Raw genomic sequence first — 20221 nt, 5'->3', positions numbered from 1 at the left:
TACCTCACAGGCTACGCAGGGATTCACGGATGATCTCTTCTACCGACATCCCATCGACGGCGATCTTGCTGACGATTTGACTCGCCTGCTGCGGTTTGTAACCGAGCGAAATCAGTGCGCTGACCGCCTCATCTGCGGCGTCTGGCGCACGCAACTCGGATGTCCCGACAGGCAGGGCCACCATGGCCGGCGAGAAGAGATCGTGGCTAACCCATCCCTTGAGGCGATCCTTCATCTCTACCACCAGCCGCTCGGCGGTTTTCTTGCCGACCCCCGGTAACTTGACCAGCGAGCTTATCTCTTCGCGCTCGACGCAGATGACGAACTGGCTGGCAGTCATGCCGGAGAGAATGGCCAGCGCCAGCTTGGGACCGACGCCATTGGTCTTGATCAACTCGCGAAACAGCGCCCGCTCCTGCTTGTGATTGAAACCATAGAGCAGCTGGGCATCTTCTCGCACCACAAAATGGGTGTGGATAGCCGCCTCTTTGCCGATTTCCGGCAAGTCATAGAAACAGCTCATCGGCATCTGCACCTCATAGCCTACCCCGCCCACTTCCAGCAAAACCTCGGGGGGCTGTTTTTCAATGACAATGCCTCTCAAGCGACCAATCACGGCTCTCTCCTCACCAACACAGCTATTCGTAAATTGGCTCATAGCATAAAGAATAACTGGATAAGTATCCAGCATAGGGCTGCGACACCCGTGTGGTCAGAGAGGCTTTTTATCCAATTTGCCACCATGCTTGATTTCGTGCAGCCAGAGCACCGGATGCTCCAACACTGCAGCGGATTCTGGCCGGGGGATAAACCGCTACACTAAACCCGTTCGGAACCAAAACTGGTGCCAATGTCGATACCAAGGAAGGCCATCACATGAAAATTGTTACCACCTCCAATCTGGGTCTTGCCATCTTGCTCGGCTGCACGCTGGGCATGGGGGTCGTGGGCTGGTATGGCAGCCAGCGGCTGGCCAATCTGCTCTCCTACGTACTGGGCGCCGCCTGGCAGACCGCCGACGGCGCCATGGAGGGCTCGATAGAGCTGGGCAATCAGCAACTCCACATCCAGAAGATGCAAAACGGCACGCCGCTCGATCGCGCCGAACTCGATGCCGCCAAGGCGGCGACCGATGACGCGCTGGCCCGGGTCAGCCAGGGGCAGCTCATTGATGGCGCAGCCCTTGCCACCATGGATCAGCACAAGCAGGCCTATCAACAGCAGCAAGAGAAGCTGCTGGCGCTCTATCACGCCTATACCGAGGTGGATCAGGCGCTGCATCACAACGCCGACCTGATGGCCCGCCTCTCGACCCAGCTGGAGGTGATCGGTGATGGTGCGGTAGAAGCACTGACCCAATCCCCCGACCAGAGCATCAGCTGGAACGGCGGCCTCTCCACTCGCTGGGAAGCGGCCGATGGCGGCATGGAATCCAACATCGGCTTTTTGCGCCAACTCTATGCGCTGGAGAAGATGCGCAGACAGGGGGTAACGGAGGCGATCAAGGCCGAGCTGAAAGAGGCGACCGATTTCTACCATGAAGCGATCGACAGCATGCTCGGCACCGGGCTGTTCGATATCGAGGGAACCGGGCCATTTGCCGGCAAGACACTGGCGACACAGTATCGCGCCCTGCTGGCCCAACATCAGCAACTGATGGGGCAGTGGATCGAGGCGCTCGGCAGCTATCAGGCCCAGCAAGCCGTCTATGAGGCCAGTGCCGATGAGCTGCGACAACAGCTGGTTGCCATCGAGGAGAGCGGCGATGCCACCGTTGAGGATCAGGTGGCCCAGCTCAACGGCATCATCAGCCAGACCCGCACCCTGCTGCTGGGTGGCCTGCTGCTGAGCCTGATCATGGTGACCCTCTGCGGCCTCTGGCTGAACCGCAAGCTGGTGACCCCGCTGCTGCAAGTAGACAAGCGGATGCAGGATATCGCAGCCGGCGAGGGGGATCTCAACGCCCGCATCAACCTGCAGCGGGATGACGAGATAGGTTCGCTGGCCAACAGCGTGGATCGCTTCATCGAGAAATTGCAGAAGATGATCAGCTCCACCATGGACAACAACCAGCACATCAGCGACCACGTTCACACCTCGGTCAACCGGGTGGAGGCGATCAGCCAGAGCAGCCGCCAGACCGCTGAACATGCGCTGGCCCTGCACCACGACAGTGAACAGATGGTGCTGGTGGCCACCACCATTTCGGACAACTGCAGCATGGCGGCCCACAATGCCAACGAAGTGCGCCAGCTGACCACTGAAAGCAGCCAATATGTCGCCTCTGCCAGCGCGGGCATGCAGCGGGTAGTGCAGGAGGTGAGCGAATGTGCCATCGCCATCAACTCCCTCAAGGAGCAGGCAGGCCAGATTGGCCAGATCATCTCCACCATCAGCGGTATCTCGGAGCAGACCAACCTGCTGGCCCTCAATGCGGCTATTGAAGCGGCCCGCGCGGGGGAGATGGGCCGCGGCTTCGCCGTCGTGGCTGACGAGGTACGTACCCTGGCTAACCGCACCGCCACCTCCAGCGCCGAGATCAGCCAGGTGATCAGCAGCATCCAGCAGCAGACCGAGACCGCCTACCTGATGATGCAGCGCAACCTCAAGACGGTGGAGTCCGGCATGCAGGACTCCGAGAACACCAAGCAGATCCTGTTCAAGGTGGAAGGGGCCATCGACCAGCTGGCCGACATGGTGCAGCAGGTGGCCGTGGCTACCGGGCAGCTGTCGCACACCCTGAGCCACTCCTCTGACAAGGTCTCCGGTATCAGTCTGCAAGCCAGAACCGGCGAACAGGAGGCGCAGGAGTGTCTGCAGCTCGCCTCCTCCCTCCATCAGGCCAGTCTGCTGCAACAGCGCCTGCTCTCTCAGTTCCGGGTATAGCCAGCCCCCGCGCCGAAGCCGGCGCAAAAAAATGCCAGTCCGCGTTAACGGACTGGCATTGGCTTTTCTGCAGGCCGGACAGACCGCCCGGCCATCAGCGAGTTACTGGCGAACCAGACGGTAGATGGCGTAGCCCGGGTGCTTCTCGTCATCCATCGGCAGGGTGGACTGATAGGCCAGATCCTCGCCCGCCAGCGCCTTGGCCTCTTCACGGGGTGATGAGTAGAGGCAAACATCCACTCCGGCAGGCAGCGCCTTCATATGCCAGTTGTTGTCGGCGGCCGGACTGAACCCTTGCGGATTGCTGGCAGAGTGGGACTTCAGATACTGGGCGACGATTTCACGCGTCTCGAAGGGATCTTCATGTACCACGCTGCTGCCATCTACGCCCGGGAAGTGGCCACCACCGCTACCGCGATAGTTGTTGGTCACCACATAGAACTTCTGGGCCGGATCGATGGGCTTGCCATTGAAGGTCAGGTTGCTGATCCGCTGACCGTCGCTCACCTTCTCCCCTTCCTTGTTGTAACGAGCGGGCTGGGTGATATCCACCTCGTAATTGACCCCGTCGATCACATCGAAGTTGTAGGTGGGGAACTTCTCGTTCACCAGCCACTGCACTTCGCCCTTGGCCGGATCAACCCAGTTGAACTGACCGGCACTCATCTCCAGCCACTCCTTGACGGTGGCACCGTTCACCTCGACCACCTGCAGGGTGTTGGGATAGATGTAGAGGTCGGAGACGTTGCGCAGGGAAATATCCCCCGCCGTCACATAGGTAAAATCGGTAATGCCGTTGCGGCCACCGCGGAACGGGGCAGCAGCAGAGAGGATCGGATAGGACTCCTTGAGCAGGCCATCCTTTTGCAACTGCTCGGCATGCTGGCGCTGGGCATCACTCACCAGCTGCACAGAAGGATCATCCTGCACCAGCGCAAAGAAGCTGTGGATGGAGGAGGTGATCTTGCCGAGCGGACGATCCAGCCACTGGTTGGTCGCGTCGTGATCCGCCTTGACCAGGGCCACCACTTTTTCGTCCACCTTGCTCTCTTCGCTGGAGTCAATCTGGCGTAGGGCAGAGTGGCTCTGCTTCACCTGCCACTTGCCAGCCACCTGCTCCAGCTTGAGATCGATGATCCCCAGATGGTTGCCCCAAAAACCCGGCATTACGGTGGGAACCCCGTTCAAGGTACCCGCCTGGTTATCCACCAGCGGCAGATCAGGGAAGTCGCCAGGGAAGTTCTTGTGGGCATGGCCCAGCATCAGGGCATCGATCCCCGCCACTTTGGCCAGATGCCAGGCCGCGTTTTCCATCATGGCTTCGTAACTGCCGGCATTGATCCCCGTGTGGGCGACCACCACCACCACATCGGCCCCCTTGGCGCGCAGCTCGGGTATAAAGTGGTTGGCGGTTTCGACCATGTCAGCCACCACTACCTTGCCTTCCAGATGACGCTTGTCCCACTGCAGCACCTGCGGCGGAGTAAGCCCCAGAATGCCCACCTTGACGGTCTGTGGCTGCCCCTTGTCATCCTTCACCTGACGCTCCAGCAGCAGATAGGGGGTAAATTGGTTGCCGCTCCAGTCGATCTTGCCGTTGCCATCGCGCTTGAACGAAGCGGCCTCGAACACGTTGGCGTTGACGTAGGGGAAGTTGGCCCCCTTGATGATCTTGCCCAGATAGTCGAGACCGTAGTTGAACTCGTGATTGCCGAGGTTGCCCACGTCATAACCCAGTTCATTCAGCGCCTTGATGGCTGGATGGGCCTGCTTGTCGAGATAGCCTGAACCCGATTGCTCGAAAATGTAGTCCGCCAGCGGCGAGCCCTGGATCAGGTCACCATTGTCGAGCAGCAGGTTGTTGGGGTTCTCGGCACGGGCGGCGCGGATCAGCAGGGCAGTGCGGGAGAGACCGAATTTGCGATCCTCCTTGTTCTGGTAGTAGTCATAACCCAGCACATTGGAGTGGATATCGGAGGTCTGGATCAGCCGCAGCGAGACGGCACCGGGCTGCTCCTGCTTCTCTGCACCGCAGGCAGACAACAGCACGATGGAGGCGATGAGGCCCAGTTTCATGGTTCTATTCACTGAGTTTTCCTGATTGGTATCTGGCGAGTCACAAGGGTGGGCAATTTAGCAGAGGAATATGCCAAAGACAGGCGTCGTGATTAATTTTTATGACGCCGAGCAGCAAAAAATCCAACGCCCCCATTAACCACCAATGGCGAGCTGCAGTGCCAGCGTCAACATGATGATACCCACCAGCAGATCAATCCCCCGCTGTACCCGACCCCGAGCCAACCAGGGTGCTAGCGCCGCCGCCCCTAGCGCCAGCGAGTAAAACCACACCAGAGAGGCAAGCATGGCGCCTGCGGCAAAGGCCGGGCGCAGGGACTCGCTCACCTGACTGCCAAGGGAGCCGAGCAGCATCAGGGTATCGAGATAGACGTGGGGATTGAGCAGGGTAACCCCCAGCGTCATCGCCAGCACGCTCTTGGCCCCCATCCGCTGGGCAGAGTCGGCAAGCCCCTCCCCCTTACCGCGCCAGGCACTGAGCAGGGAGCGGCCACCAAACCAGCCGAGAAACAGCACGCCGCCCCAGGTGAGCAGCGCCATGCCGATGGGACTGGCAGCCAGCACATTGGCCCCGCCAAATACCCCAATGGCAATCAGGGTGAGATCGCAAAAGCTGCAGAGCGTGGCCGTCAGCAGATGGTGATTGCGATGGATGCCCCGGCTCAGCACAAAGGCATTCTGGGCGCCGATGGGGATGATCATGGCCAGACCGATGGTGAAGCCTTGCAGTGTCGTTGCGAGCATCATGGAGAGTACCGTTCGAAGTGATGAATGAACGGCACTATAGCGATGGTGGTTCCTTCTTAGAAATTCATTGATTTACTGATTGATTCATTTTGCTAATAAGTCGGACTCATTCCAGCAGTGCGAAGTCCCATCCGAAACCAATAGTCAATAGCAGGATCTGACAATTGAGAGTCCGCCGCTCAGCCCCGAAAATCAGCAGGTTCTATTGCATCAGCTTGGGGAAGTTGGTGACCACTACATGCTCAAGATTCGGCAGCAAAATGCCACTGCTAATCCCCTTGGCAATGGCCTGATAACGATTCATTGAGCCGGTTTTGCGAGTGACCTGATTGAGGTGGTAATTCACCGTGCGTTCGGTGATCCCCAAAATGCAGGCGATCTCCCCCGATGTTTTCCCCTCACTGGCCCAGAACAGGCATTCGGTCTCGCGCCCCGTCAGGGCGGCATGTTGATCCGAATCCCTCAGGCGCACGACCCGGATTGCCGCCTCAAAGATGTAGTTAGCCATCCAGGAGAGGATCGGCGAGGACTCCAGCAGCAGATCGCTCGACGCTCGCTCGGAGGTGATGAAGGAGAGGATACCTGTCTCCCCGGCTGCACCGTGCAGGGGGAAGGAGATGCCGTTGCGCAGCCCGAACTCGGCTGCCAGTCCCATCACGTCCATGGTCCCCTCCTGCAGAAAACTGGCCCGCTCATCGAGGCGGTTCCAGTAGATGGGCAACGTCTGCTTGCGTGCCAGCTGAATCACAGGGTCGCACGCCAGCATGTTGTTATCGGTATAGGTCTGTACCCAGGAGACAGGGCACTGATTGAACAGCACCACTTTGGGTCTTTGCATCGACATCGGAATGATCAGGGTAAAGCCGTAATAGTCATAACCCATATCGACCGTGAAGCGACCAATCAATCCGGCAAGACGGTCACCATCCGTCACCGAAGTGAAATGTTCAAGATACTCAAACAGTAGCTCTTGTTTCATACGCTAGCCCCCCTGGCCAAGCTTCTGATTATAACGGCGAACAGGCAGAGAGAGAGTTCAAAATGTTGGTTTTCAAAGGAAAGTTGAGAGATCACCCACGAAACGCCGTAGAGAACGAACTCTATCAATTTCGAAATCGCGTCTTTTCCGACCGGCTAGGCTGGGATGTCGAGTCTTATCACGGTTTGGAACGCGACAGCTTTGACACGCCAGACACCCATTGGGTGCTAATCGAGGATGAACAAGGAGTCTGCGCCTGCATCCGTCTGCTCAGTTGTGCCAGCGCCTATATGCTGCCCACCATCTTTCCCACCGCCCTTGCCGGTGAAAGCGCGCCACGCACGCCCGATGTCTGGGAACTCACCCGCCTGGCTATCGATGCGGCCTGCGCTCCGCGCATGACCAATGGTGTTAGTGAACTGACCTGCGTACTCCTGCGCGAAGTCTATGCCTTTGCTACGGCCAACGGCATCAAAGAGCTGGTTGGCGTAGCCAGCCTGCCCGCAGAGCGCATTTTCCGCCGCCTCGGCATACCAATGGCTCGCCTGGGCCATCGCCAAGCGGTGGGGCTGGGCGCAGTCAAAGGTGTCGGTCTGCGCTTTTATCTGGATGAGCGATTTGCCCAAGCGGTCTCGCAGCCGCTCATCGGGCACTATCAAACTGCCCGCTATCGCTCCCACGAGCTGGCGGCCCAGCTATAAAAAATCCCGGGCAAACCGACCCGGGATAAATATATCGCTACGATCCCGCAGGGCTACCCCCTGCGGCATTTGGCAGTATCCCCCCTCAATGGCCTGACTACTACTGTCAAAAATCGCAGCGCAACGCCCCTTCTGCCGCCCATTGTTGTCCCCTGCCGACTGACGTAGAGTCGGCCCTGATGCAACGGGAGAAGAGAAAATGAAAGAGCTGGACTACAAACTGCTGCGGGCACTGGATGCTGTGCTGCAGGAGCAAAACTTCGATCGGGCGGCCAAGTCACTGCATATCACCCAGTCGGCCATCTCCCAGCGGATCAAACAGCTGGAGCAGCAATTTGCCGAGCCGCTGCTTATTCGCAGCCAGCCGTTGCAGGCCACGCCGCTCGGCCAGAAACTGCTGGCCCACTACCGCCAAGTGCATCAGCTAGAGCTCGAACTGGCTGGCGAGCTAGCGCCTGTCGAGCCGCAGGGGCCGATCCGAATCAGCATCGCCGTCAATGCTGACAGCCTGGCTACCTGGTTTTTGCCCGCCATAGCCCCGCTGCTGGAGCAGCACCCTATCGAACTGAACCTGCTGGTCGATGACGAAAATCGCACCCTCGACAAAGTACGGGAAGGGCAAGCCTTCGGCGCAGTCAGCCTGCATGCCCAACCTTTAGCCGGTTGCTGTGTCGACGAGCTGGGCGAGATGCACTACCTGCTCACCGCCAGTCCCGCCTTTGTGGCGCGCCACTTCCCTCACGGCCTGACCCGGGAGGCGCTGGCCAAGGCACCGGCGGTGGCATTCGATCAGCGCGATGATATGCATATCAGCTTTATGCGTGAACACTTCGGGCTGGAACCCGGTGGCTACCCCTGCCACACGGTCCACTCGTCAGAGGCCTTCGTCGCCATGGCCGAACAGGGGCTCGCCTACTGCCTGATCCCCGAGCTGCAGATCCGTGAGCAACTCGCCGCCGCGACCCTGGTCAACCTCAGCCCGTCACACCGGCTGACCGAGTGCCTCTATTGGCACCGCTGGGTACTGGAGAAAGGACTCCATAAACAGCTGTCACAACGGCTGATCGATCAGGGCCGTGCGCAATTGCCACCGCGCTGACAAGGCCATTCGCCTTGGCTTTGGAGGGCTAAAAACGTATAGTGCTGGGCGATCCTTCATCAGGTCTCCACCCAGGTTATCCACTTCAGGTTCCTCACTTATGTTCCAAGACAATCCGCTGCTGGCCCAGCTCAAGCAACAAATCCGCGAAAACATCCCCAAGAAAGAGGGTGTGATCCGCGCCTCGGATCGGGGCTTCGGCTTTCTGGAGGTCGATGAGAAAACCAGCTATTTCGTCCCGCCTCCCTACATGAAAAAGGTGATGCACGGAGACCGGGTGAGCGCCCTGATCCGCACTGAAAAAGATAAGGAAGTGGCTGAGCCGGATACCCTGCTGGAGCAGTCGGTCACCCGTTTTGTGGCCCGGGTCAAGCTGTTCCGTGACCGCCTCAACGTGGTCGCCGATCACCCGCTGATCAAGGATGCCATCAAGGCCCGCGCCAAGAAGGGCCTGGATGAGAAAGAGTTCAAGGAAGGGGACTGGGTGGTTGCCACCCTCAAGCGTCATGCCCTGAGTGACGGCAACTTTTCGGCCGAAATCATTGAGAAAATTTCCGCCGAAGAAGATCACAACGTGCCCTGGTGGGTAGTGCTGGCACGCCACAATCTGGCTCAAATTGAGCCAGCAGATCTGCCCGAGTGGAAGGTGATCGAAGAGCAGGAGCTGCCCCGCACCGACCTGACTGCTGTGCCTTTCTTCACTATCGACGGCGCCAAGACCAAGGATATGGATGACGCCTTGTCGATCCGTAAACTCGACAACGGCTGGGAGCTGCTGGTCGCTATCGCCGACCCGACCGCCTATGTAGCGGAAGGTAGCGAGCTGGACAAAGAAGCCGCCAAGCGTGCCTTCACCGTCTACATGCCGGGCCGCAACGTGCCGATGATCCCGCGCACCCTCTCCGACGAGCTCTGCTCCCTGAAAGAGGGCGAGGAGCGTAACACTCTCTGTGCCCGCCTGCTGATCGCCGAAGATGGCTTGCTGCTGGAAGATACCGAATTCTTCGCTGCCCGCATCGTCTCCCATGCCCGTCTCAACTATGACGAGGTCTCCGACTGGGCCGAGCATGGCAAAGCGCTGACCATAGACGCTGGCGTAATGGCTCAGCTGCCGCTGATGAAAGCCATGACCGAGGCGCGTATCGCCTGGCGCACCGAGCACGCGCTGGTGTTCCCGGATCGTCCCGACTATGACTTCGAGCTGGGCGAGAATGGTGAAGTGCTGGCCATCCACGTTGAACCACGCCGCATCGCCAACCGGATGATCGAAGAGTCGATGATCGCGGCCAACATCTGCGCCGGTCGCGTGCTGGGCAAGAGCGTCGGTTACGGTATCTTCAACGTCCACACCGGTTTCGATGAAGAGTCCCTCGATGGCGCCATCGAACTGCTGCAAACCGCCGAAGCCCCGTTCGAGCGCGACGAGATCGCCAGCCTCTCCGGTTTCTGTGCCCTGCGCCGCTGGATCGACAACCTCGACACCCGCTGGCTGGATGGCAAGATCCGCCGCTTCCAGAGCTATGCGCTGATGTCCGCCGAGCCGGGTGCTCACTACGGTCTGGGTCTGGATGCCTACGCCACCTGGACCTCACCGATCCGTAAATACGGCGACATGGTCAACCATCGTCTGCTCAAAGCGGTCATCGCTGGCAAGACGCCGGGTGAGCGCCCAAGCGAAGAGCTGACCGAGCACCTGACCGAATGCCGCCGCCTGCACCGCAGGGTCGAGCGCGATATCGGCGACTGGCTCTATGTCCGTTACCTCAAGGCTGCCGCCGGCACCGATCAGCTGTTCAACGCCGAGATCATCGACGTGATGCGCGCCGGTCTCAAGCTGCGTCTGCAGGAGAACGGCGCCGTGGTGTTCATGCCTGCCCGCCACATCCTCGACAACAAGGATCGGCTGGAGTGCAACTGGGACAACGGCCGCGTCTATCTCGACAAGACCGAGGTGATCTACGAACTTGGTCAGGTTATCGAGGTCAAGCTGAGTGAAGCGGTGGAAGAGACCCGCTCCCTCATCGCCAAACCGGCGGTCGCACTGGTACCGGGCCCGGCACCGGAAGCACCGGTTGCCGAGAGTGCACCAGCCGATAGCAGTGAAACGCCAGCGGATGCTGCCCCCAAGGCAGAGTAAGCCGCACAGAGCAATCTGATCTGCCCGAGAGCCCGCCACTGTGCGGGCTCTCTTTTTGCCAAGCATCTCACCCTACAAACTGCCATACAGACCGCCACGGCGCACAGTTCTCGCCACGATTGGCAGAAAATGCAGTGAATGTTTCCACCAGCAGCGCTGAAAGCAACCGTTATGTGCGTCACCTCTCCTTTCTGACATTTTAATCAACAAAAAAGAAGTTTATACTCGTTTGGGCACAACCCAAAGGATATGGACATTGGTATGCAGGAATGGGACCCGGAACACTTCAGCACCTTCGCTCAGTTATGCGAAGTGAGCCTCGCCGCCATCCGTGAAAAAACCGATGCCGAACGCCTTTACCTCTGGCTGAAAGCCCCCGAACCGCAGCTCTACAGCTTTCAGCTGGATCAGGGGCTGACCATGCTGGATCTCGCCCATCTTGGCCAACTGACCCTGCCCCACCAGCTGATCGACAAAGCGATAGACACGGGACAACTGGTGATCGAGCAGCTCCCGCCACCGCTGGATCCCGGCGAAAATGTGGAGCCCGCCCAGCCGCAGCTACGCGCCTGTTTCCCGCTCAAACGCCACATGAAACTGGAAGGGGTCATCTATCTGGAGACCCACCGCCGCATCGACCGCCTCTCCTCCCGTCAGCGCCAAGGGATCCAGCTCCTTATTCACTATCTGACCGCAGAACTGAGCAACCACCTGCTCTCCAGTCAGGTCGACCAGGAGCGAGTGCAACGTCAGCATACCCAGACCGATCTGGTGCAGAGCCAGGCGCTGCAAGGCTCCTTCCTCACCATGCTGCAAGCGCTGCACATGGTCTGTATCTCCCTCTCCCGTTGCCGCAGCGAAAACCAGCTGCTGCGGGATGCCGTGCTGTTGGCGCGGCAGGAGCTGCAATTTGATCGGGTCGCCATCTTCCTGATCGCGCCCGACGGCAAGACCATGCACGGCACCTGGGGCACCAGCGAAGAGGGTGAGCTGGTCGACGAACATGCGTTTATCAGCCCCATCCCGGAGCATCCCACAGTGCAAGAGGCGCTAAAGCGCAAAGACTACGTACTGGTACTGGAAGATGCCCCCCTCTACTACGAACAACAGCAGGTGGGACGTGGCTGGAACGCCATGGTATCGCTGTGGGATGGCGCCACCCCCATCGGCTGGATTGCCGCCGACAATCTATTGTGGCACCGGCCACTCAAAGCCTATCAGAGCGAGATATTCAAACAGTACGCCGCCATGTTGTCACAGCTGCTGATCCGCCAGCGCACCCAGGATCAGTTGGAGCAGCTCAATCACCAGCTGGAGGCGAGAGTCACCGAGCGCACCATACAACTGGCCAATACCAACCGGGCGCTGGAAGAGGCTAACCACCGCCTCTCCCTGCTCTCGCTGGAAGATCCCCTCACCGGCATCGCCAACCGCCGCCAATGGAACATCACCATGCAACGGGAGTGGGAGTGGGCAAGGCGCACCCAGAACCCGCTGGCGGTACTGATGATCGATGTCGACCAATTCAAGGCCTACAACGACCACTTCGGCCACGCCAAAGGGGATCTCTGCCTGCAACAGGTGGCCCAGGTACTACGGGATGCGGAGCGACGCTGCACCAATCTGGTGGCCCGTTACGGCGGGGAGGAGTTCGTCATCCTGCTCTGTGCGCCCCAACCCGGTGAAGCAGAGCAGTTGGCGGCACTGATCCATAACGAACTGGCTCAATTAAAACTGCCTCACCCCGCCTCGCGGGTTGCTGATTTCATTACCGTTAGCATAGGCTTTAGCTATCTGGTTCCCTCCCGGCACGAGGTATGGCAGACCCTGATCGAGCAAGCGGACCAGGCGCTCTACCACGCCAAAGCACAAGGGAGATCCCGCACTCTGGCTTATCGGTGATCCCATGCTGCTGCGTCGTTACCCTATCTTCAATCGTCGCCTAGCTCTGGTGGCCTACGGCATCGACTATCAGCTCAGCTCACCAGCCGAATGGCCTTCACTGGCGCAACATTGCCGCCTGCTGGCGCAGGGGCGCCAATATCTGGTGCCCTTCACCCACGAGCAACTCGATGAACAGCGCCCCCTGCTGCTGGATCAGGATGCGATCCCGCTGGTTGAAGCCTCAAGCGACAGGCTACCCAGCTCGTTTCCGGTGCTGGAACAGTGGCGCGACAGCCGACGCCGACTGGCGGTGCACGGCGCCAACCGGGATCCACGCTGGCTCGGTGCCAGTCGTATGCTGGTGTTCTGGATGGGAGAAGAGGGGATCTGCCAACCCACCGAACACAAGCGGATGGCACTCAATATCGAAACCTGGGCGGACTTTCTCCCCCTCAGAGAGAGCGGTGTCGACTTCTTTGCCGGTGGCTTTCTCGCTCGCCCCGAACTGGTTAACCAGCGAGCAAACAAACCCGATATGGCGTTGGTGCAGCAGATCCTCCAGCTGATCTGCCACGAGGAGTTCTCTTTTGCCCAAGTGGCTCGCTTACTCGAGCAAGACACCTCTCTGCCCGGCCAGCTGATCACCTATGTCAATTCCCCCGGTTTTGATCACGCCAGCCCCATCACCTCGGTATCCCGCGCCCTCTCCTATCTGGGGGAGCAGGAGATCCGCAAGTTTGTGCTGATCAATGGTCTGGCCAAAATGAGCCAGCATATGCCGGAGGCCTGCACCCGGATCGCCATTGCCCGCGCCCGTTTCTGTGAGCTGATTGCCCTCACCTCGCTGGGCAAAGCCGAGGCGAGCTGGGCCTTTCTGGTGGGGCTGGTGCTCGACGGTTCCATGCTGTCGGAGCCGCTGATGGCTCACTTGCCAAAGAGTGTGCAGCGGGCCATCGAACTGCACGAAGGGCCACTGTTTCACCTGTTCCAGCTAGCCAGCACTTATGAACAGGGCAACTGGGCCCTGCTGGAGCAACTTGCCCCCAAATACCAACTCGACCCTGCCAAGCTCACCCCCGTCTATTTTCAAGCGCAAATGTGGGGGCAAGCGTTTCTCACCCGCTAGGTGATGGCAAGCCGGGGAGTCACTGGCTAAAATGGGCCCCCTTATTGCAAAGACAGACTCCGCACCATGACCCTTTCCGGATTCCAAGGCCTGGTCTTTGACCTTGATGGCACCCTGGTCGACTCCATGCCACTGCACCTCGCCGCCTGGGAGCATACCGCCCGCGAGTTTGACTTTCACTTCGATGCCGACTGGTTCTATGAACTGGGCGGCATGCCGAGCCGCAAGATCGCCCTGCTGGTCGCGCAAGAGCAACAGCTTCCCCTCGATCCACTCGCCGTCACCCGCTGTAAAACAGAGCACTATGTCGCCAACCTGCACAAGGCGACCGTCTTCCCAGCCATGCAGGCACTGGTCGATCGCTATCACGGTGTCATCCCGATGGGGATCGGCACCGGCTCGCCCCGTGTCAATGCTGAGGCGGTGCTGCGCAATACCGGGCTGGATCGCTACTTCTCCGTCGTCGTCACTGCTGACGATGTGGAGTTGCACAAACCCAATCCGGATACCTTCCTGCTGGTCGCCAGCAAGCTGGGTGTCGCGCCAGCGGGCTGTCTGGTATTTGAAGATACCGGCATCGGGGTGCAGGCAGGAAAAGCCGCAGGAATGCAGACCTGTATGGTCAAAGAGGGCAAGCCGATCGGACTAACGGAGTGATGCAGAAACAGATATCGCCCTGCAAGGGGCGATAAGCGGAACCGGCTCCCATACGGGACAGGATTGAAAATGAGAGCCGGTTACGTCAGCCGCTGACGCAGGGCGCGTCAACGGGCAGGTCGGGGCAGACGATTACTCGTTGTTGCCGCCACCCTGATTGTCATCATAACGGCCCGGGGCACTATGGGGACGCGGCGCCATGGAGACACGAGGCTTGCGGGCGCGCTGGATGTTCACCGGCGGACGGCCAGAGTGCATGGCAATAGTGGAGATCTTGGCCTTGTAGACCAGCTGCTGATTACCATGGGCATCAGTCAACAGCACGCTGTACTGGTCAAAACCACTGATGGTGCCTTCCAGCTTGATGCCGCTCACCAGAAAAATGGCAACCTGACTGCGATTCTTGCGCAACCAGTTAAGGGCGGAATCTTGCCCGTTACCAAGGGAAAAGGCTTGCTCAATGGTGGAGTAGCTTGGGGATTCAGTTGTCATAAGTTATTGTCCCGCAGAAAAAAGTGGCGTTTGATTGTGCTAAATGGCCACTGGCTTGTCAAAGTCATTCTCACTCCAGCCAGCAATAGCACACCGCCGGGGCTGGTCGCTGACCAGTACAACTGCGATAATCAAAGGTTCTGGCTCTATCACGTGCCTTATCTGGGGTTTTATCTTGCATCCGGTTTCACACCAACACCACACCACCTATGTCCATGATGCCACTGCCTGCGAAGAGTGTGATCTGCTGATACCGGCCACACCGCTCGAGGTAGGCCAGGCCAGCTGTTGTCCCCGTTGCGGACACACGATCAGTCGTCACCTGCCACAGCAGGAGCTGCGCCCCATCGCCTATGGTTTCGCTGCGCTCATCATGTTTGTGCTCGCCAACGCCTTCACCTTTATGTCCTTCTCGGCCAAAGGGATCGGCCAGGAGATGACCTTTTTGCAGAGCATCACCACCCTGGTGGATGAGGGCTATCTGTTTCTCGGCGCCGTGCTCAGTGTGACCCTGATCGGTTTGCCGCTGGTCTACATGGGCTCCATCATGCTGGTGCTGTGGCGTATCGATAAAGATCTGCACAGTAATGCCTTGCGCTCTCTCGGCCGCCTGCTTTGCCTGATCAAACCCTGGCTGATGGTGGATGTCTTTCTGGTGGGGGTACTGATCTCGCTGGTCAAGCTGATGGGGATGGCCGACATCAAGATGGGGCTGTCGTTTTGGGCCTTCGTCGGTTACACCCTGCTGCTGATCAAGATGATCTCCTCACTGGACCAGATGTGGCTGTGGCAGCGGCTGTTCGGCCCCTCCGAGCCGCGCGAAATCGATCCGGAGGCTGGCGCTATGGCATCGGGGCTGATGGGCTGCCACATCTGTGGCGCCCTTAGCGAGGTGGGCAGCCACAGCTGCGCCCGCTGCGGCGGTCACCTGCATGCGCGCAAACCGGGCGGCCTCAACCGCACCTGGGCGCTGCTGTTTACCTCCGCCATTCTTTATGTACCCGCCAACCTCTATCCCATCATGAATACGGTGTTTCTCGGCGATGACAGCCCCTCCACCATTCTTGGCGGTGTGGTGCTGTTGTGGGCCATGGGCTCCTACCCCATCGCAGCCGTCATTTTCTTCGCCAGCGTGGTAGTGCCGCTGGTAAAAATAGTGGCGCTATTCTGGCTTTGCTATATGGTGCAGCGCGGCCATGCCGCCTCGCCACTAGGCAAGCTCAAACTTTATCGTATGACTGAATTTGTCGGACGCTGGTCAATGATCGACGTCTTCGTGGTCGCCATCCTCGCTGGCCTGATCCGGCTCGACAATCTGATGACTATCTATCCTGGCCCTGCGGCCGTTGCATTTGCAGGCGTGGTATTGATCACCATGGTCGCCGCCATGAGTTTCGATGCCCGCTTGATCTGGGATTTACAACAAGGAGACCCCGAACGTGAGTGAGCGTAATAAAAGGTGGAAACCGGGCTCTGATTTTATGAGCTCTGCTGCCGCAATCTGGATGGTGCCTCTGCTGGCGCTATTCATCGGTCTCTGGATGCTGTTCCAGCACTGGTACTCCCAAGGCCCCAGCTTCACCCTGACAGTCGCCACTGCCGAAGGCATAGTGGCGGGCAAGACGGTGATCCGCTCCCGCGAGGTTGATGTCGGCCGCATTGAAGCGGTCGAACTGAGCGATGACTACAGCCACGCTGTGCTGCGGGGGCGACTGAGCAATGCCGCTTCCGGCATGCTGCGCGGTGACAGCCAGTTCTGGGTGGTCAAGCCACGGGTGGGTCGTGAAGGGGTCTCCGGCCTCGGCACCCTGCTCTCCGGTGCCTATATCGAACTCTCTCCCGGCAAGAAAGGGCGGGCATTGGACGAGTACGCCATGCTCGACAAACCGCCGCTCGCCTCCCTTGATGCCACGGGGCTGCGCCTCACCCTCAACAGTCGCGACACCCGCGCGCTGAGCGAAGGCTCCCCCATCAACTATCAGGGCTTCACCATAGGTCAGGTGGAAGAAGCGAAGTTCCTGCCAGAAAAGAGCGAGATGCAGTATCAAATCTTCATCAATGCCCCTTATGACATTCTGGTCAGCAGCAACTCCCGCTTCTGGCTGACGCCGGGCTTCGAAGTCTCCATGAGCAGTGAAGGGATGAAGGTGAAGATGGATTCACTGGAGAGCCTGCTCGACGGCGGCATCACCATGGGTCTGCCACCCGGCTGGTCGCCAGGTGAACCGGTTACCAAGATGGAAAATTTCACCCTGTTCCAGGATGAGGCGAGCGTGCTGGCCGGTAGTCTGGATCAGTTCATCGACTACGTCTTCCTGTTCGATGACAACGTGGGTGGCCTGCACCCGGGCGCCGCCGTGCAGTATCGTGGCATCCGGGTCGGTACCGTCATCTCCGCCCCCTACCTCATCGAGGACAAGGGCGTGCAGATCTTCAAGAGCCGCCAGATCCCGGTGCTGGCCCGCATCGAAGTGCAACGCCTCTCCCACCGCTATGCCAAGGCGGAGAAGGATCAGTGGCGCGCCCTGTTCGGCAAGCAGTTCAAGGAGGGGTTGCGTGCCAGCCTCAAGACCTCGAGCCTGCTGACCGGCGGCAAGATCATCGATCTCAACTTCTACCCGGACGCACCGCGTTTCGAGCAGGCCAAGCTGGCCGGCTATCAGGTGTTCCCCACCGTACAGGGCGGACTGGACCAGATCGAGCGCAAGGTAAACGCCATCCTCGACAAGTTTGTCGACATGGACATGGCGACCACCCTGGCCAAGGTCAACGGGTCACTCACCACTCTGGATGGCACCCTGAAGAACATCAGTGCGGTCAGCGCCAACCTGAACAAGCTCACCGGCAAGGATGCAACCCAGCAGCTGCCGGCCTCGCTTAACGAGAGTCTCAAGCAACTGCAGGAGACCTTGCAGGCCTATGATGCCCAGTCGCAGACCAATCAGGACCTGCGTCAGTCGGTGCAGACCCTCAATCAGTTGATGCGCGAACTGCAGCCGCTGGTGCACTCCCTCAACGAGCAGCCCAGCTCGCTGATCTTCGATCGCGCGCATTCCTCGGACCCTGAGCCCAAGCGAGGCAAACAATGAAAAAACAGATCCTGACGCTGGCCCTGCTGGGCCTGCTGGCGGGCTGTAGCAACAGCCAAACGAGCCTGCACTACTACTCGCTCGATGCCGACAGCCCGCAACCGGTCGCCGCAGCGGCCAAACCGCAGCACCAGCTGGTGCTGCGCCCGATCAGCCTCGCCAGTCAGCTCGACCGGATCAGCCTGGTCTATCAACTGGAAGGGCAAGAGCTGCACTTCACCGAGTACCATCGCTGGGCTGGCTCGCTGGACGATCAGCTCAACCAGCTGACCCTCAATGGCCTCTCCACCCGCCTGCCGGGCTGGGTGGTACGGCAGGATGGCGCCCGCAAGGGGCCGGTGCTGACCATTCTGGTGGAGCGTTTTCAGGGCCGTCATGATGGCAGCGCCGTGCTGAGCGGCCGCTGGCGCCTGCTGGCGGAAGATGGCACAGTGCTGCGCGATGCCCCCTTCCGTCAGGAGCGGGTACTGCCCGCCGATGGCTACAACGCGCTGGTGAACGAACTGGGTCAGGGCTGGCAACAGCTGCTCGACCAGATCGCCGCCGAGGTGCGCCAAAGCGCCAGCTAACCGGTCTACCCCGGCTTGCAGATATAAAAAAACGACGCCAGCTGGCGTCGTTTTTTATGGGCGAGTGTCAGGCGATGGATAACGCCTTGGCTGGCAGGCTCAGGAGTGCGGCCGCTTCGACGTGCATGGCGGGGAGGAGGAACATGCCAACCCCTCCACGCCAGTGTCCGATCACGCTTTCGCGGGCAGGCTCAGACGGGCAACCGCTTCCACATGCATGGAGTGCGGGAACATATCGACCGGCTGCACCTCGTCCAGCACGAAGCCCTGCTTGACCAGCCAGGCGAGATCGCGAGCCAGAGTCTGTGGGTTGCAGGAGACATAGACCAGACGACGGGGCGCCATGGCCACCAGCGTCTGCAGCACCGCCTTGTCACAACCCTTGCGGGGCGGATCCAGCACCACCACGTCAGCGGTCACGCCCTGAGCGTGCAGCTCGGGCATCAACTGTTCGGCCTTGCCGACGTGGAATTCGGTGTGCTCGATGCCATTGAGGGCGGCGTTGCGACGGGCATCGCTAATGGCGCTCTCTACCGACTCGATCCCCACCACCTTGGCGGCCTTGCCAGCCAGGAACAGGGAGATGGTGCCGATACCGCAATAGATGTCGAACACCGTCTCGTTGCCGGTCAGCTCGGCATATTCGAGGGCGCTGGAGTAGAGCACATCGGTCTGGGTCGGGTTGTTCTGGAAGAAGGAGAGCGGCGAAATCTCGAACTCGAGTTCGTGGATCTTGTCGCGGATCACCCCTTCGCCCAGTAGCACCCGATTGGTGGCGCCCAAAATGCGGTTGGTGCGCTCATCGTTGATGTTCTGCACCAGAGTGGTAATGGGCAGATCGCTCAGGGCCGCCAGCAGCTCGGCTTCGAACGGCAGCGCGTCACCCAGGGTCACCAGCACCACCATCAGCTCGCCGCTCTTGAAGCCCTTGCGGGTCATCAGGTTGCGTACGCAGCCGGTGTGGTTCACTTCGTCATAGGCAGCGATGTCGTGCTCGCGCATCCAGTTGCGCACCCGGGCGTTCAGTTCCACATGCAGTGAATCCTGCACCGCGCAATCATCGGCAGTGATGAGATCGTGGGAGTGCTTGCGATAAAAGCCGATCTCGGCACCGGCTTCGCAGCCACGCACCGCGTATTGGGCCTTGTTGCGATAGGCGAACGGGCTCTCCATACCGAGGATCGGGTTGACCTTGGTCTCCCCCAGCCCGGCCTGCTCCAGTGCGCTCTGCACCAGCGCCTGCTTGAGCTTGAGCTGGGCCGGATAGGCCAGCGGGCGCACCTGACAACCACCGCACTCGGTGTTGGGGCAGAAATCGGCAACCCGATCGGCAGAGGGCTGGAGCAGCTCGGTGACCTTGCCATGCAGATAGTTCGGCTTGACCTCGGTCAGCTCCACCAGCGCCTGCTCACCGGGCAGCAGACCTTCGACAAACAGGGGGCGATCGAACAGGCGTCCTTTGCCATCTCCTTTGTCGGTCAGTTCCAGGATCTCGATCTGGTGTTGATGTCCCACTAACGGCATGAGCGGCTCCAAAAATACAAAAATGGGGGGTGATGGACGCGGCAAAACCATGCCCATCGAGAAAAGGTGGCAGAGTTTAGCGGAGATCCGGCCAAATTGCAGGCATAAAAAGCCTGCGTGTTGTAATGGTGGTGGCGCCTGGCCATCTGCCGAGCCCTGTTACCTTTCAGGGCTGCGTTAAATTTAGCCCTTGGGCCGCAACGCCCAGCCTGTTAAAATTCCGCCCTTGAATTTATCCAGGGCCCAGCGCCCGTC

At 59.7% G+C, this 20221-nt stretch carries 16 protein-coding genes; 10 read left to right on the top strand and 6 right to left on the bottom strand.

What is annotated here, in order from left to right:
• Window positions 1-4 precede the first annotated feature (4 nt).
• Entirely contained in the window at window positions 5-616 is a 612-nt protein-coding gene (gene ruvA, locus ACY8FN_RS06835; protein WP_101325846.1) for a Holliday junction branch migration protein RuvA, read from the bottom strand.
• A 260-nt stretch (window positions 617-876) separates the two neighbouring features.
• Here ruvA and ACY8FN_RS06830 point away from each other — a divergent pair, with 260 nt between their 5' ends.
• A complete protein-coding gene (locus ACY8FN_RS06830) occupies window positions 877-2886 on the top strand; it encodes a methyl-accepting chemotaxis protein (protein WP_463099562.1) in 2010 nt (669 codons plus the stop codon).
• A gap of 102 nt (window positions 2887-2988) precedes the next feature.
• On the opposite strand, the gene ACY8FN_RS06825 is transcribed toward ACY8FN_RS06830, so the two are convergent.
• From ACY8FN_RS06825 to ACY8FN_RS06815, 3 genes are all read right to left on the bottom strand, one after another.
• Window positions 2989-4962, bottom strand: coding sequence for a bifunctional 2',3'-cyclic-nucleotide 2'-phosphodiesterase/3'-nucleotidase (locus ACY8FN_RS06825; protein ID WP_463099561.1), 1974 nt, complete (start codon window positions 4960-4962; stop codon window positions 2989-2991).
• 135 nt (window positions 4963-5097) lie between these two features.
• On the bottom strand, window positions 5098-5706 hold the full coding sequence (gene lysE, locus ACY8FN_RS06820; protein WP_463101135.1) for an L-lysine exporter: 609 nt from the start codon (window positions 5704-5706) through the stop codon (window positions 5098-5100).
• 205 nt (window positions 5707-5911) lie between these two features.
• Complete coding sequence (locus ACY8FN_RS06815) at window positions 5912-6688, bottom strand: helix-turn-helix transcriptional regulator (RefSeq protein ID WP_463099560.1); 777 nt, start codon at window positions 6686-6688, stop codon at window positions 5912-5914.
• Between the two features lie 62 nt (window positions 6689-6750).
• Here ACY8FN_RS06815 and ACY8FN_RS06810 point away from each other — a divergent pair, with 62 nt between their 5' ends.
• From ACY8FN_RS06810 to ACY8FN_RS06785, 6 genes are all read left to right on the top strand, one after another.
• The gene (locus ACY8FN_RS06810) at window positions 6751-7389 is read left to right on the top strand and encodes an acyl-homoserine-lactone synthase (protein ID WP_463099559.1); all 639 of its coding nucleotides are present in this window, start codon (window positions 6751-6753) and stop codon (window positions 7387-7389) included.
• Window positions 7390-7588: 199 nt separating this feature from the next.
• The gene (locus ACY8FN_RS06805) at window positions 7589-8488 is read left to right on the top strand and encodes a LysR family transcriptional regulator ArgP (protein WP_463099558.1); all 900 of its coding nucleotides are present in this window, start codon (window positions 7589-7591) and stop codon (window positions 8486-8488) included.
• A gap of 100 nt (window positions 8489-8588) precedes the next feature.
• Window positions 8589-10625, top strand: coding sequence for an exoribonuclease II (locus tag ACY8FN_RS06800; RefSeq protein WP_101348035.1), 2037 nt, complete (start codon window positions 8589-8591; stop codon window positions 10623-10625).
• Between the two features lie 261 nt (window positions 10626-10886).
• A complete protein-coding gene (locus ACY8FN_RS06795) occupies window positions 10887-12527 on the top strand; it encodes a sensor domain-containing diguanylate cyclase (protein WP_139694180.1) in 1641 nt (546 codons plus the stop codon).
• A gap of 4 nt (window positions 12528-12531) precedes the next feature.
• A complete protein-coding gene (locus ACY8FN_RS06790) occupies window positions 12532-13635 on the top strand; it encodes an EAL and HDOD domain-containing protein (RefSeq protein ID WP_463099557.1) in 1104 nt (367 codons plus the stop codon).
• Between the two features lie 66 nt (window positions 13636-13701).
• A complete protein-coding gene (locus ACY8FN_RS06785) occupies window positions 13702-14292 on the top strand; it encodes an HAD family hydrolase (protein ID WP_463099556.1) in 591 nt (196 codons plus the stop codon).
• A gap of 132 nt (window positions 14293-14424) precedes the next feature.
• On the opposite strand, the gene hfq is transcribed toward ACY8FN_RS06785, so the two are convergent.
• Window positions 14425-14784, bottom strand: a complete 360-nt coding sequence (gene hfq, locus ACY8FN_RS06780; protein WP_042019475.1) for an RNA chaperone Hfq — start codon at window positions 14782-14784, stop codon at window positions 14425-14427.
• Window positions 14785-14959: 175 nt separating this feature from the next.
• Here hfq and ACY8FN_RS06775 point away from each other — a divergent pair, with 175 nt between their 5' ends.
• From ACY8FN_RS06775 to ACY8FN_RS06765, 3 genes are read left to right on the top strand one after another with little or no spacing between them, the layout of a single operon-like run.
• On the top strand, window positions 14960-16231 hold the full coding sequence (locus ACY8FN_RS06775; RefSeq protein ID WP_463099555.1) for a PqiA/YebS family transporter subunit: 1272 nt from the start codon (window positions 14960-14962) through the stop codon (window positions 16229-16231).
• Complete coding sequence (gene pqiB, locus ACY8FN_RS06770; protein WP_463099554.1) at window positions 16224-17873, top strand: intermembrane transport protein PqiB; 1650 nt, start codon at window positions 16224-16226, stop codon at window positions 17871-17873. Before ACY8FN_RS06775 ends, pqiB begins: the two co-directional genes overlap by 8 nt.
• Window positions 17870-18442, top strand: coding sequence for a PqiC family protein (locus ACY8FN_RS06765; RefSeq protein ID WP_139694175.1), 573 nt, complete (start codon window positions 17870-17872; stop codon window positions 18440-18442). The genes pqiB and ACY8FN_RS06765 overlap by 4 nt, the downstream gene beginning before the upstream one ends.
• Window positions 18443-18613: 171 nt before the next feature.
• Here the strand turns inward: ACY8FN_RS06765 and rlmD are convergent, their stop codons facing one another.
• Window positions 18614-19966 carry a 23S rRNA (uracil(1939)-C(5))-methyltransferase RlmD gene (gene rlmD, locus ACY8FN_RS06760; RefSeq protein ID WP_139720035.1) on the bottom strand — a complete coding sequence of 451 codons (1353 nt, stop codon included), beginning with the start codon at window positions 19964-19966 and terminating at the stop codon, window positions 18614-18616.
• Window positions 19967-20221 lie beyond the last annotated feature (255 nt).

It is taken from the genome of Aeromonas sp. 160P, assembly GCF_055193095.1.
Note: the sequence above shows the minus strand (reverse complement) of the source record. Positions and strands in the feature narration are given on the sequence as shown.